General features: G+C 68.9%; 9 protein-coding genes. 8 read left to right on the forward strand and 1 reads right to left on the reverse strand.

Going from position 1 to position 13,353, the window contains the following annotated elements; translation table 11 throughout:
* The first annotated feature begins 5 nt into the window (after positions 1-5).
* A complete protein-coding gene (truB, locus tag ACWDUM_RS14895; protein WP_450117180.1) occupies positions 6-926 on the forward strand; it encodes a tRNA pseudouridine(55) synthase TruB in 921 nt (306 codons plus the stop codon).
* 43 nt (positions 927-969) lie between these two features.
* On the opposite strand, the gene ACWDUM_RS14900 is transcribed toward truB, so the two are convergent.
* Positions 970-1,632, reverse strand: a complete 663-nt coding sequence (locus tag ACWDUM_RS14900; RefSeq protein WP_450117185.1) for a metal-dependent transcriptional regulator — start codon at positions 1,630-1,632, stop codon at positions 970-972.
* A 166-nt stretch (positions 1,633-1,798) separates the two neighbouring features.
* On the opposite strand from ACWDUM_RS14900, the gene ACWDUM_RS14905 reads away from it, so the two are divergent.
* From ACWDUM_RS14905 to narJ, 7 genes are all read left to right on the forward strand, one after another.
* Entirely contained in the window at positions 1,799-2,773 is a 975-nt protein-coding gene (locus ACWDUM_RS14905) for a bifunctional riboflavin kinase/FAD synthetase (RefSeq protein ID WP_450134556.1), read from the forward strand.
* 143 nt (positions 2,774-2,916) lie between these two features.
* Positions 2,917-3,186: a 30S ribosomal protein S15 gene (gene rpsO, locus ACWDUM_RS14910; RefSeq protein ID WP_450117182.1), complete on the forward strand. Its 270-nt coding sequence runs from the start codon at positions 2,917-2,919 to the stop codon at positions 3,184-3,186.
* A gap of 421 nt (positions 3,187-3,607) precedes the next feature.
* On the forward strand, positions 3,608-5,857 hold the full coding sequence (locus tag ACWDUM_RS14915; RefSeq protein ID WP_450134557.1) for a polyribonucleotide nucleotidyltransferase: 2,250 nt from the start codon (positions 3,608-3,610) through the stop codon (positions 5,855-5,857).
* Positions 5,858-6,000: 143 nt separating this feature from the next.
* The gene (locus tag ACWDUM_RS14920; protein ID WP_450134558.1) at positions 6,001-7,224 is read left to right on the forward strand and encodes a nitrate/nitrite transporter; all 1,224 of its coding nucleotides are present in this window, start codon (positions 6,001-6,003) and stop codon (positions 7,222-7,224) included.
* 66 nt (positions 7,225-7,290) lie between these two features.
* Positions 7,291-10,980: a nitrate reductase subunit alpha gene (locus tag ACWDUM_RS14925; RefSeq protein ID WP_450134559.1), complete on the forward strand. Its 3,690-nt coding sequence runs from the start codon at positions 7,291-7,293 to the stop codon at positions 10,978-10,980.
* Position 10,981: 1 nt separating this feature from the next.
* Complete coding sequence (gene narH / locus ACWDUM_RS14930) at positions 10,982-12,646, forward strand: nitrate reductase subunit beta (RefSeq protein WP_450134560.1); 1,665 nt, start codon at positions 10,982-10,984, stop codon at positions 12,644-12,646.
* Positions 12,647-12,659: 13 nt separating this feature from the next.
* Complete coding sequence (gene narJ, locus ACWDUM_RS14935) at positions 12,660-13,352, forward strand: nitrate reductase molybdenum cofactor assembly chaperone (RefSeq protein ID WP_450134561.1); 693 nt, start codon at positions 12,660-12,662, stop codon at positions 13,350-13,352.
* Position 13,353 lies beyond the last annotated feature (1 nt).

Here is a 13,353-nt window from a genome sequence, read left to right on the forward strand (position 1 = left end):
AAACCGTGTCTGCTCACCGCCCCCCGTCCTCCGGCCTGCACGGCGCCGGGTTGTTGATCGTCGACAAGGACGCGGGCATGACCAGTCACGACGTCGTCGCCCGCTGCCGGAAGATCCTGCACACCCGCAAGGTCGGGCACGCGGGCACCCTCGACCCGATGGCCACCGGCGTGCTCGTACTCGGCGTCGAGCGGGCCACGAAATTGCTCGGCCTGCTGTCGCTGACGACGAAGGCGTACTCGGCGACGATCCGGCTCGGACAGTCCACCACCACCGACGATGCGGAGGGGGAGGTGCTGGCCGACGCGGACGCCTCCGCGGTGACCGACGAGCAGATCGCCGCGGTGATCGCGACCCTGACCGGGAAGATCTCCCAGGTGCCGACGCGGGTCAGTGCGATCAAGGTGGACGGGCAGCGGGCCCACAAACTGGTCCGTGAGGGCGAGGACTTCGAGCTCGAGGCCCGGCCCGTGACCGTGGACCGGTTCGATGTGACGGCGACGCGACGACTGGACACGTTCGTGGACCTGGACGTCGAGGTCGAATGCTCGTCCGGCACGTACGTCCGAGCGCTCGCCCGCGACCTGGGTGCCGCCCTCGGTGTCGGCGGACACCTGACCGCGCTGCGCCGGACCCGGGTGGGACCGTTCACCCTCGACCACGCCCGCACCCTGGAGCAGTTGGCCGAGGCTCCGGCCGTCAGCCTCGACATCGACCAGGCGTGCCAGACGGCGTTCGCGCACCGGCAGATCTCGGCGGACGAGGCCGAGTCGATCAGCCAGGGCCGCTGGCTCGACCCGATCGGTATCCCGGGCACCTACGCCGCGATCGACCCGACCGGACACACCATCGCACTGCTGCAGGAACGCGGCCGGCGGGCCAGCTCGGTGATGGTGGTGCGACCGGCGACACTGCGCGGCCTGTAGGCCCGCCGCGGACTCGCGCGGGCCGACCGGCCCTCGCGAGGGCTCAGCTCTCCACGAGCCAGATCGCTTCCGCGGCAGGGTTTCCCAGTTCGACCGCGTCTCCGTCGCCGAGTCGGACCGAGACGGTGCCTGCGAAGTCGCGCCGCTGCAGCACGGTGATCGTCAGGTCCAGGCAGATCCCGACGGTGTCGAAGTACCGCAGCATCGCCGGGTCGGAATCGGAGATCCGTGCGACGACACCGGACTCGCCGTCGGTGAAGTCGCTCAGCTGGCGTGCCGGCGGGGTGGGGATGGTGCCGTCCGCCGCTGGAATCGGATCGCCGTGCGGATCGCGTTCGGGGTGACCGAGCTTGGCGTCGATCCGAGCGATCATCAGGTCGGAGACGGCGTGCTCGAGCACCTCGGCCTCGTCGTGCACCTCGTCCCAGCCGTACCCGAGCTCGCCGACGAGATACGTCTCGATCAGACGGTGCCTGCGCACCATCGCCACCGCCGCGGCGCGACCGGCGTCGGTCAGCGAGATCGACCCGTAGCGGGCATGGTCGACCAGGCCCTGGTCGGACAGTTTGCGGATCGCCTCGGAGACGGTCGACGCCGACACCCCGATCCGCTCGGCGAGCATCTTGGTCGACACCTGCTCGCCCGACCACTCGCCGGCCGTCCAGATCACCTTGAGATAGTCCTGCGCGACCGTCGTCAGCGTCAGGCCGCGGCCCGCCGTGGGGGCGACCCCGCTGGTCGACCCGTCTGATCCGCTTCTACGCTCACCCACGGAACTGAGCTTAGGCAATGCGCACCTGGTGCGGCACCTCGACACTCGTGGGGTGGTGCCGAACGTGACGGTGGTCGCGACGGGTCGTAGGCTTCCAGGCGTGCAGAGATGGCGAGGGCTCGACGACGTTCCAGCCGACTGGGGCCGCTGCGTACTCACGATCGGTGTGTTCGACGGTGTGCATCGTGGGCACGCGCAGCTGATCAGTCGGGCGGTCAAAGCGGCCAGCGAACGCGGAATCCCCAGTGTGCTCATGACTTTCGATCCGCATCCGATGGAGGTGGTACGGCCCGGCAGTCACCCGGGACAGCTGACCACCCTGCGACGCCGGGCGGAACTGGCCGAGTCGCTCGGGATCGACGTGTTCTGCGTCATCCCGTTCACCACGGAGTTCATGAAGCTCAGCCCCGAGCAATACGCCCACGAGATTCTCGTCGAGCGGTTGCACGTGGCCGAGGTCGTGGTCGGGGAGAACTTCACCTTCGGTCGCAAGGCGGCAGGAACGGTGCCGATGCTGCGCGACATCGGTACCCGCTTCGGCTTCGCCGTCGACGGGGTGAACCTGCTCGCCGAGCACACCGTCACCTTCTCGTCCACATACATCCGCTCCTGCGTCGACGCGGGCGACGTGGCGGCCGCCGCGGAGGCGCTGGGTCGGCCGCACCGCGTCGAGGGCGTCGTCGTGCACGGCGAGCGCCGCGGCCGTGATCTCGGCTTCCCGACGGCGAACATCGCGCCGCCGGAGCACGCGGCCATCCCCGCCGACGGCGTCTACGCCGCGTGGTTCACGGTGCTCGCCCAGGATCCCGTCGAGGGTTCGCTGCCGCCGGGCGTCGCCTACAAGGCCGCGGTCTCGGTCGGCACCAACCCGACGTTCTCCGGCCGTGCCCGCACGGTCGAGGCGTTCGTGCTGGACGCGGCCCCGGACCTGTACGGACAGCACGTCGCCGTCGACTTCGTCCGGCGCCTGCGCGGCATGGAGAAGTTCGACTCGATCGAGGCGCTGATCGCGCAGATGGGCCGGGACGTGGACGAAACCCGCGACCTGCTCGCTCGCGTCGACGTGCACGGGTGAGGCCGGTCGGGCGCGCCCGAACCGGCTGGTAGGATCTTCTCTCGGTGTGTGCTGCGGTTTGCGGCGGCCACGCCACCCTGGCTCCGGGCAGCTACGCCGTTGCCCGGGTTTTCGTCGCGCAGACATCAGTAACAGGAGTGACAGTGGCGCTGACCACCGAACAGAAGAAGGCCGTCCTCTCCGAGTACGGACTGCACGAGACCGACACCGGTTCGCCGGAGGCGCAGGTTGCGCTGCTGACCAAGCGGATCGTCGATCTCACCGAGCACCTCAAGACGCACAAGCACGATCACCACTCCCGCCGCGGCCTGCTGCTGCTGGTCGGACGCCGTCGTCGTCTGCTCAAGTACGTCCAGAAGGTCGACATCGCGCGTTACCGTTCGCTCATCGAGCGTCTGGGTCTGCGTCGATAAGAGATTTCGACGCATCGCGCGGTCCCGAGACACGACGGACCGCGCGGACGCGAACATCCCGGTAGCCAACGAGGCGAGTGCATAGACTGACCTCGTTGGCTACCGGTGTTTGTCGGGTGGCGAAAGAACAATCGGGCCGCCCGACGGACACGGTTCCATCGACGAACCACCGGATCCACGAGGGATCCCGCCGTACGTACCTGCAGACGTGGCAGTCGGTCTTCGGTAGTGGCCACTCGGACGATCGTCCCAAGGCGGACGATCTGCGATTGGCTTCGATCGACGGCCGCCTCCGCGCGAAGGGTTCGGCTCGCCCCCGAACGGGGGACGCGAACGCACCCGGCAGGTGCGTCGTCGCCGCCAGGAGGGTGGCGACGACCATGCGGACACGGCGAAGACGAGAGGGAAGAGAAGAGAAAAGATGACCACCAACACCGCAGTCGAGGTCGACGAGGGCGTGTTCGAATCCACCGCCGTCATCGACAACGGGAGCTTCGGCACCCGCACCATTCGTTTCGAGACCGGTCGCCTCGCGCAGCAGGCCGCCGGCGCCGTCGTCGCGTACCTGGACGACGAGACCATGCTGCTGTCGGCCACCACGGCCAGCAAGCAGCCCAAGGAGCACTTCGACTTCTTCCCGCTGACGGTGGACGTCGAGGAGCGCATGTACGCCGCGGGCCGCATCCCGGGCTCGTTCTTCCGTCGTGAGGGCCGCCCCTCCACCGACGCGATCCTGACCTGCCGCCTGATCGACCGGCCGCTGCGCCCGTCGTTCGTCGACGGCCTGCGCAACGAGATCCAGGTCGTCGTGACGGTCCTGAGCCTCGACCCGAAGGATCTCTACGACGTCGTGGCGATCAACGCCGCGTCCGCGTCCACGCAGATCGCAGGCCTGCCGTTCTCCGGCCCGGTCGGTGGCGTGCGCGTCGCGCTGATCACCTCGGACGAGAACAAGGCCGGCCAGTGGGTCGCGTTCCCGACCGTCCAGCAGCTCGAGAACGCCGTCTTCGACATGGTTGTCGCGGGCCGCGTCGTCGAGTCCGGTGACGTCGCCATCATGATGGTCGAGGCCGAGGCCACCGACAACGTCATCGCGCTGATCGACGGCGGTGCGCAGGCACCGACCGAGGCGATCGTCGCCCAGGGCCTCGAGGCCGCCAAGCCGTTCATCGCCCGCCTGTGCGAGGCGCAGCAGGCCCTCGCCACCGTGTCCTCGAAGCCGACCGGTGACTACCCGGTGTTCCCGGCCTACCAGGACGACGTCTACGCCGCCGTCGAGGCCGCCGCCACCGAGAAGCTCTCGGCCGCGCTGACCATCGCAGGCAAGCAGGAGCGCGACGACAAGACCGACGAGGTCAAGCTCGAGGTGCTCGAGCAGGTCGCCCCGAAGTTCGAGGGTCGCGAGAAGGAGATCGGCGCGGCGTTCCGCTCGCTGACCAAGAAGCTGGTCCGGCAGCGGATCCTCAAGGACCACTTCCGGATCGACGGCCGCGGCATCACCGACATCCGGTCGCTCTCGGCCGAGGTCGCGGTCATCCCGCGGGCGCACGGCTCCGCACTGTTCGAGCGTGGCGAGACCCAGATCATGGGCGTGACCACCCTCGACATGGTCAAGATGGCGCAGCAGGTCGACTCGCTCGGCCCGGAGACCAGCAAGCGCTACATGCATCACTACAACTTCCCGCCGTACTCGACCGGTGAGACGGGCCGCGTGGGTTCGCCGAAGCGTCGCGAGATCGGCCACGGCGCCCTCGCCGAGCGCGCCCTGGTGCCGGTGCTGCCGAGCCAGGAAGAGTTCCCGTACGCGATCCGTCAGGTCTCGGAGGCGTTGGGCTCCAACGGTTCCACCTCGATGGGTTCGGTGTGCGCCTCGACCCTGTCGCTGCTCAACGCCGGTGTGCCGCTGAAGGCTCCGGTGGCAGGCATCGCGATGGGCCTGGTCTCCGACGAGGTCGACGGCGAGACCCGCTACGTGGCGCTGACCGACATCCTCGGTGCCGAGGATGCCTTCGGCGACATGGACTTCAAGGTCGCGGGCACCAAGGAGTTCGTGACGGCGCTTCAGCTCGACACCAAGCTGGACGGCATCCCGTCGCAGGTCCTCGCCGGCGCGCTGTCGCAGGCGCACGACGCCCGGACCACGATCCTCGAGGTCATGGCCGAGGCCATCGACACCCCGGACGAGATGAGCCCGTTCGCGCCGCGGATCACCACCATCAAGGTGCCCGTGGACAAGATCGGCGAGGTCATCGGCCCCAAGGGCAAGATGATCAACTCGATCACCGAGGAGACCGGCGCCAACATCTCCATCGAGGATGACGGCACGGTGTACGTCGGTGCCGCGGACGGCCCGTCCGCGCAGGCCGCGATCGACAAGATCAACGCCATCGCCAACCCGCAGCTGCCCAAGGTGGGCGAGCGCTTCCTCGGCACGGTCGTCAAGACCACCGCCTTCGGCGCGTTCGTCTCGCTGCTCCCGGGCCGCGACGGACTGGTGCACATCTCGAAGCTGGGCAACGGCAAGCGCATCAGCAAGGTCGAGGACGTCGTGAACGTCGGAAGCAAGATCCGGGTCGAGATCGCGGACATCGACAACCGCGGCAAGATCTCGCTGGTTCCCGTCGAGGACGACGCCGCCGAGGCGCCGGCCGAGAAGGACGCCGACGCGTAGCAGTCGCCTTCGCAGTACCCTCGGGTGCCCCCGACCGCGTGCGGTCGGGGGCACCCGGCGTTTCCGGCGCCGTGACCGGAAAGTTGCCTTCGAGGTGACTGTTTCGCGCTGCGAACCGCTGAGAGCGGTGGTTTGCTGAACGCGTGAACACAGGTGCTCCTGTTTTCGACAAGTCCGCCCAGGCCCGGAACTTGGTTCTCGCGACCTGGACGTCGACCATCTGTTTCTGGGCCTGGAACATGATCGGCCCGATGTCCACCACCTACGCCGACCGGCTGGAACTGAGCAGCTCGCAGGCGTCGATGCTGGTCGCGACGCCCATCCTGGTCGGATCACTCGGCCGGATCGTCACCGGACCGCTCACGGATCGCTTCGGCGGTCGGGCGCTGTTCATCTTCGTCGCGCTCGCCTCCATCGTTCCCGTGCTCGCCGTCGGGTTCTCCGCCGAGGCCGACTCGTACGTGATGCTGCTGGTGTCCGGGTTCCTCCTCGGCGTGGCGGGCACGGTGTTCGCGATCGGCATCCCGTTCGCGAAGTCCTGGTACGAGGCGAGCAGGCACGGCTTCGCCACCGGCGTGTTCGGGGCCGGGATGGTGGGCACGGCCCTGTCGGCGTTCTTCACCCCTCGATTCGTGCGCTGGTTCGGGCTGGTTCCGACCCACGTCATCGTCGCCGTCGCGCTCGCGGCCACCGCGTGCCTCTGCGTGGTGCTGATGAAGGACTCGCCGGCGTTCACGCCGAACGAGGAACCGGTGGTCCCCAAGCTCACCGCCGCCGCGAAACTCGGTGTGACATGGGAGATGTCGTTCCTCTACGCGATCGTGTTCGGCGGCTTCGTGGCGTTCAGCAACTACCTTCCGACGTACATCAAGACGATCTACGACTTCTCGGCGGTCGACGCGGGCACGCGTACCGCCGCGTTCGCGCTGGCCGCGGTGATCGCCCGTCCGATCGGCGGATCGCTGTCGGACCGGATCGCACCGAAGTGGGTCGTGCTGGTGTCCCTCGCGGGCACCGCGGCCCTGGCGGTGGTGGCGACGTTCCAGCCCCCGCCGGACTTCTGGGCGGCGGTCACCTTCATCTCCCTGGCGATCTTCCTCGGCATCGGGACCGGCGGCGTGTTCGCGTGGGTGGCACGGCGGTCACCGGCGAAGAGCGTCGGCAGTGTCACCGGAATCGTCGCCGCGGCGGGCGGCCTCGGCGGCTACTTCCCGCCGCTCGTGATGGGCGCGACCTACAACGAAGAGGACAACAACTACACCGTGGGACTGCTGCTGCTGGCGGTGACCGCCGGAGCCGCCTTCCTGTACACCGCGCTCAAGCTGCACGCCCGGGAACCCGAGAAGGCAAGCACGACAGCGGGATAGACGCACGATTCGAGAATCAGCGGCGGTGCCGGAGGCAGTGGGCGCCGACGGCACAGAGGAGGCGACGTGACGTCCAGCGGGTCGAGCACCGGAGGTGCGGTGGAGGACGTGCTGCTGCGCAGCGGCCGATTCTTCACTCCCGGCACGTTCTCGGCGGACCGCCGGACCGTCAGCCGCGAGGGCGGCCGGGAAGGCGACATCTTCTACCGCGACCGGTGGAGCCACGACAAGGTCGTTCGTTCCACCCATGGCGTGAACTGCACCGGATCGTGCTCGTGGAAGATCTACGTCAAGGACGGAATCATCACCTGGGAGACCCAGGAAACCGACTACCCGTCCGTCGGTCCCGACCGGCCGGAGTACGAGCCGCGGGGCTGCCCGCGTGGTGCGGCCTTCTCCTGGTACACCTATTCGCCGACCCGCGTGCGGTACCCGTACGCGCGCGGCGTCCTCGTCGAGATGTACCGGGAGGCGAAGGCCCGCCTGAAGGACCCGGTGCTGGCGTGGGCGGAGATCCAGAACGATCCGGAACGGCGCAGGCGGTACCAGCGGGCCCGCGGCAAGGGCGGCCTGGTCCGGGTGAACTGGGACGAGGCGACGGAGATGATCGCGGCCGCGCACGTGCACACCGTCAAGGAGTACGGCCCGGACCGGATCGCCGGGTTCTCGCCCATCCCGGCGATGTCGATGATCTCGTTCGCGGCCGGTTCCCGGTTCGTCGAACTGCTCGGAGGGGTCATGACCTCGTTCTACGACTGGTACGCCGACCTGCCCGTTGCGTCGCCGCAGGTGTTCGGGGACCAGACCGACGTCCCGGAGTCGGGGGACTGGTGGGACGCGAGCTACCTGCTGATGTGGGGCTCGAACGTCCCCGTCACCCGGACACCGGATGCGCACTGGATGGCGGAGGTCCGCTACCGCGGCACCAAGGTGGTCGCCGTCAGCCCGGACTACGCCGACAACACCAAGTTCGCCGACGAGTGGATGCCGTGTGCGGCGGGCACCGACGGCGCGATGGCGATGGCGATGGGGCACGTGATCCTGTCCGAGTTCTTCGTCAAGGCGCGGGAGCCGTTCTTCGTCGACTACGTGCGCCGCTACACGGACCTGCCGTTCCTGATCAAGCTCGAGGAACGCGACGGGCGGCTCGTCCCCGGAAAGACGGTCACCGCAGCGGATCTGGGGGAGAGCGTCGAGAACGCCGCCTTCAAGCCGGTGATCGTCGACGGGGCCACCGACGCGCCCGCCGTGCCGCACGGATCGCTCGGGTTCCGGTTCGGGGACGAGGGTGTCGGCAAGTGGAACCTCGACCTCGGCGACCTGGTCCCGTCCCTGACCGTCGCCCACGCGCAGCAGAGCGAGGTCGCGACGGTGACGTTCCCGCGCTTCGACACCGTCGACGGCCGCGGCGAGACCGTCGAACGCGGCGTACCGGTCCGCACCGTGGCGGGGCACCGCGTGTGCACGGTGTTCGACCTGATGCTCGCCCAGTACGGGGTGGCGCGACCGGGCCTGCCCGGACAGTGGCCGACCGGCTACGACGACCACACGTCGCCGTACACGCCGGCGTGGCAGGAACCGATCACGGGAGTGTCCGCGGCACAGGTGATCCGGATCGCGCGCGAGTTCGCGACCAACGCGGTCGAGTCCGGGGGCCGGTCGATGATCATCATGGGCGCCGGCATCTGCCAGTGGTTCCACGGCGACGCCACCTACCGGGCCATCCTGAGCCTGCTGCTGCTGACGGGGTCGATGGGCCGCAACGGCGGTGGCTGGGCGCACTACGTGGGCCAGGAGAAGTGCCGGCCGGTCACCGGGTGGGCGACCGTCGCGATGGGCACCGACTGGAGCAGGCCCCCGCGTCAGATGGCGGGCACCTCCTACTGGTACGCGCACACCGACCAGTGGCGCTACGACGGCTACCGCGCCGACGCCCTGGCCAGCCCCACCGGCCGCGGCCGATTCGCCGGGCGGCACACGATGGACGTGATGGCTTCCGCGGTCGCGATGGGCTGGACGCCCTTCTACCCGCAGTTCGACCGCTCCAGCCTCGACCTGGCCGACGAGGCGGCGGCCGTCGGCAAGGACGTCGCCGCGCACGTCACCGAGCAACTGGCGTCCGGCGAGCTGAACCTGGCCGTCACCGACCCCGACAACCCGCGCAACTGGCCGCGGGTGCTGAGCATCTGGCGCGCGAACCTGCTCGGCTCGTCGAGCAAGGGAAACGAGTACTTCCTCAAACACCTGCTCGGCACCACGTCGAACCTGCAGGCGACTCCGACCCGGGAGGAGTTGCGGCCAACCGGCGTCGAATGGGTGGACGAGACACCCGAAGGCAAGCTGGACCTGGTGATGTCGATCGACTTCCGGATGACGTCCACGACCCTGCTGTCCGACGTGGTGCTGCCGGCGGCCACCTGGTACGAGAAGCCGGACCTGTCCAGCACCGACATGCACCCCTACCTCCACGCGTTCACCGCGGCCATCGACCCGCCGTGGGAGACGAAGTCGGACTTCGAGGCGTTCGCGGCGATCGCTCGGGCGTTCTCCGCGCAGGCCCGGACGCATCTGGGCACCCGCACGGACGTCGTCCTGGGCACCCTGCAGCACGACACCCCCGGCGCGATGGCGTATCCCGGTGGCACCGAATCGGATTGGCGCACCACCGGGGAGGTGCCCGTGCCCGGCCGGACGATGGGACCGCTGGTGGTGGTGGAACGGGACTACACCGCCATCGCCGAGAAGTGGTCCGCCCTCGGCCCGCTGGTCGAGAAGGTCGGCCTGGTGACCAAGGGGGTGACGTTCCATCCCGACCGGGAGGTCGCCGAACTGGCCGCGCAGCACGGCGTGATGAGTTCCGGTGCGGCGGCGGGACGTCCGGCACTCGACACCGCGGAGAAGATGTGCGAAGCGGTGCTGCGGTTGTCCGGCACCTCCAACGGGCGGCTCGCGGTGGAGGGGTTCCGACAGCTCGAACAGCGCACCGGCCGCCAACTGGTGCACCTGGCCGAGGGCAGCGAGGAACGCCGGATCACGTTCGCCGACACCCAGGCCCGGCCGGTGCCGGTGATCACCAGCCCGGAGTGGTCGGGCAGCGAGACCGGCGGTCGCCGGTACGCGCCGTTCACGGTGAACATCGAGGAACTCAAGCCGTTCCACACCCTGACCGGACGGATGCACTTCTTCCTCGACCACGACTGGATGGAGGAACTCGGCGAACAGTTGCCGATCTACCGGCCGCCACTGGACATGGCGCGCCTGTTCGACGAGCCGCACATCGGTGAGGTGCGGGAGGGGATCGGCCTGACGGTGCGCTATCTGACCCCGCACAGCAAGTGGTCCATCCACTCCGAGTACCAGGACAACCTGTTCATGTTGTCGCTGTCCCGGGGCGGACCGACCATGTGGATGAGCCCGACGGACGCGGCGAAGATCTCGGTCCATGACAACGACTGGGTCGAGGCCGTGAATCGCAACGGCGTGGTGGTGTGCCGGGCCGTCGTCTCACACCGCATGCCCGAGGGAGTGGTGTACGTGCACCACGCCCAGGAACGCACGATCGACGTGCCCCGAACCGAGACCACCGGCAACCGGGGCGGCATCCACAACTCACTGACCCGGCTGCTGATCAAGCCGACGCACCTGGCCGGCGGCTACGCCCAGACGTCGTGGGCGTTCAACTATCTCGGCCCGACCGGCAACCAGCGCGACGAGGTGACGGTGGTCCGCCGCCGCAGCCAGGAGGTGACGTACTGACATGAAGGTCATGGCACAGCTCGCGATGGTGATGAACCTCGACAAGTGCATCGGCTGCCACACCTGCTCGGTGACGTGCAAGCAGGCATGGACGAACCGATCCGGCACCGAGTACGTGTGGTTCAACAATGTCGAAACCCGGCCGGGGCAGGGCTATCCGCGCACCTACGAGGACCAGGATCGGTGGCGCGGTGGCTGGGTGCGGGACTCGAGGGGGCGGCTGCGTCTGCGCGACGGCGGCCGGCTCAAGAAGCTGTCGCGGATCTTCTCGAACCCGAAGCTCCCGGAGATCTCGGACTACTACGAGCCGTGGACCTACGACTACGAGAATCTCACCAACGCGCCGCTCGGTGATCAGATGCCGGTGGCTCCGCCCCGCAGCCTGATCACCGGCAAGCCGATGAAGGTGGAGTGGTCGGCGAACTGGGACGACAACCTCGGCGGGTCACCGGAGATCCTCGCCGACGACCCGGTCCTGAAGAAGGTCTCCGATCAGGTCACACTCGAACTCGAGCAGACCTTCATGTTCTACCTGCCCCGGATCTGCGAGCACTGCCTGAACCCGGCCTGCGTCGCGTCCTGCCCGTCCGGGGCGATGTACAAGCGGTCCGAGGACGGCATCGTGCTCGTCGACCAGGACAAGTGCCGCGGCTGGCGGATGTGCGTGTCCGGATGTCCGTACAAGAAGGTGTATTTCAACCACAAGACCGGCAAGGCCGAGAAGTGCACGTTCTGCTATCCGCGCGTCGAGGTGGGCCTGCCGACGGTGTGCGCGGAGACCTGCGTCGGGCGGCTGCGCTACATCGGGCTGATCCTCTACGACGTCGACCGGGTGCTCGAGGCGGCATCGGTGACGGACGACAAGGATCTGTACGAGGCGCAGCTGGACACCCTGCTCGATCCGAACGATCCGCACGTGGTCGCCGCCGCGCACGCCGCAGGCATCCCGGACACCTGGATCGAGGCGGCACAGCGGTCGCCGATCCACGCGCTGATCAAGGAGTTCCGGGTCGCGCTGCCGCTGCATCCGGAGTTCCGGACCATGCCGATGGTCTGGTACGTGCCCCCGCTGTCACCGGTCGTCGACGCCGTCAGCCGCGACGGTCACGACGGCGAGGACCTGGGCAACCTCTTCGGCGCATTGGAATCGCTGCGGATTCCGATCGAGTACCTGGCCGAACTGCTCGCTGCCGGGGACACCGAGGTGGTCGCCGGGGTGCTGCGCAGGCTCGCGGCGATGCGCTCGTACATGCGTGACATCAACCTCGGACGGCTCCCGCAGGAACACATCCCGGCAGCGGTCGGAATGACCGAGGAACAGATGTACGCGATGTACCGGCTGCTCGCACTCGCGAAATACGAAGAGCGGTATGTGATTCCGTCCGCCTATGCCGAGGAGGCACACGGGCTGGAAGAGACCGTCACGGAATGCGCGCTCGACTTCGAGGGCGGTCCCGGCCTGTACGACCAGGGATCGGGGCCGTTCGGGGAGGCGAGTGGCGGTCCGGTCCCGGTGGCGGTGGAGACGTTCCACGCGCTGCGGCAACGGCAGACCAGCGAGGCGATGGGCGCGAACGCGAGCAACCCGTCGCGGGTGAACCTGCTGAACTGGGACGGCAAGGGTGTGCCGGACGGCATGTTCCCGGGCGAGGGGACCCGGCGGTGAAGGGAACCGTGCGATGAAACTGCTACGCCGCCCGACCTCCTCGGGGAACGCTCGGCTGGTGCAGCGGCACCGGTTGGTGTGGCAGGCGTCGTCGTTGCTGCTGGCCTACCCGGACGACGGCCAGGACGACCGGCTCGCCGCCGTCGACGCGCTGCTCGCCCACCTGCCCGGTGAGCTCGCGGACCCGCTCGCCGCGCTCGCCCGGCACCTGCGGGAGCGGCCCCCGCTCGAGGCGGCCACCGCGTACGTCGACACCTTCGACCTGCGCCGCCGGACCACGCTGTTGCTGACCTACTGGACCGACGGGGACACCCGCAACCGCGGGTCGGCGATCCTGAACTTCGCCCGCGCCTACCGGGAGGCGGGCGCGGAGCCGCCGACCGGGGAGTCCGCCGACCACCTCGCCGTGGTGCTCGAGTTCGCCGCCACCGTCGACCCCGACATCGGGGGCCGGTTGCTGGCGGCGAACCGGGCCGCGATCGACATGCTGCACCTCGCGCTTCGCGAGTCGGGGTCGCCGTACGCGGACGTGCTCGGCGCGGTCGCCGCGACGCTGCCCCCGGCGACCGAACCGGACCGGAGACGGGCCCGGGACCTGGCGCTGGCCGGTCCGCCCGCCGAGGCGGTCGGCCTGCAGCCGTTCACGCTGACCGTGCCGCCGAGGCGACAACCGGGTGATTCGCCGCGACCGGAAGGAGCGCACTGAC

It is taken from the genome of Rhodococcus sp. NPDC003322 (genome assembly GCF_053589555.1).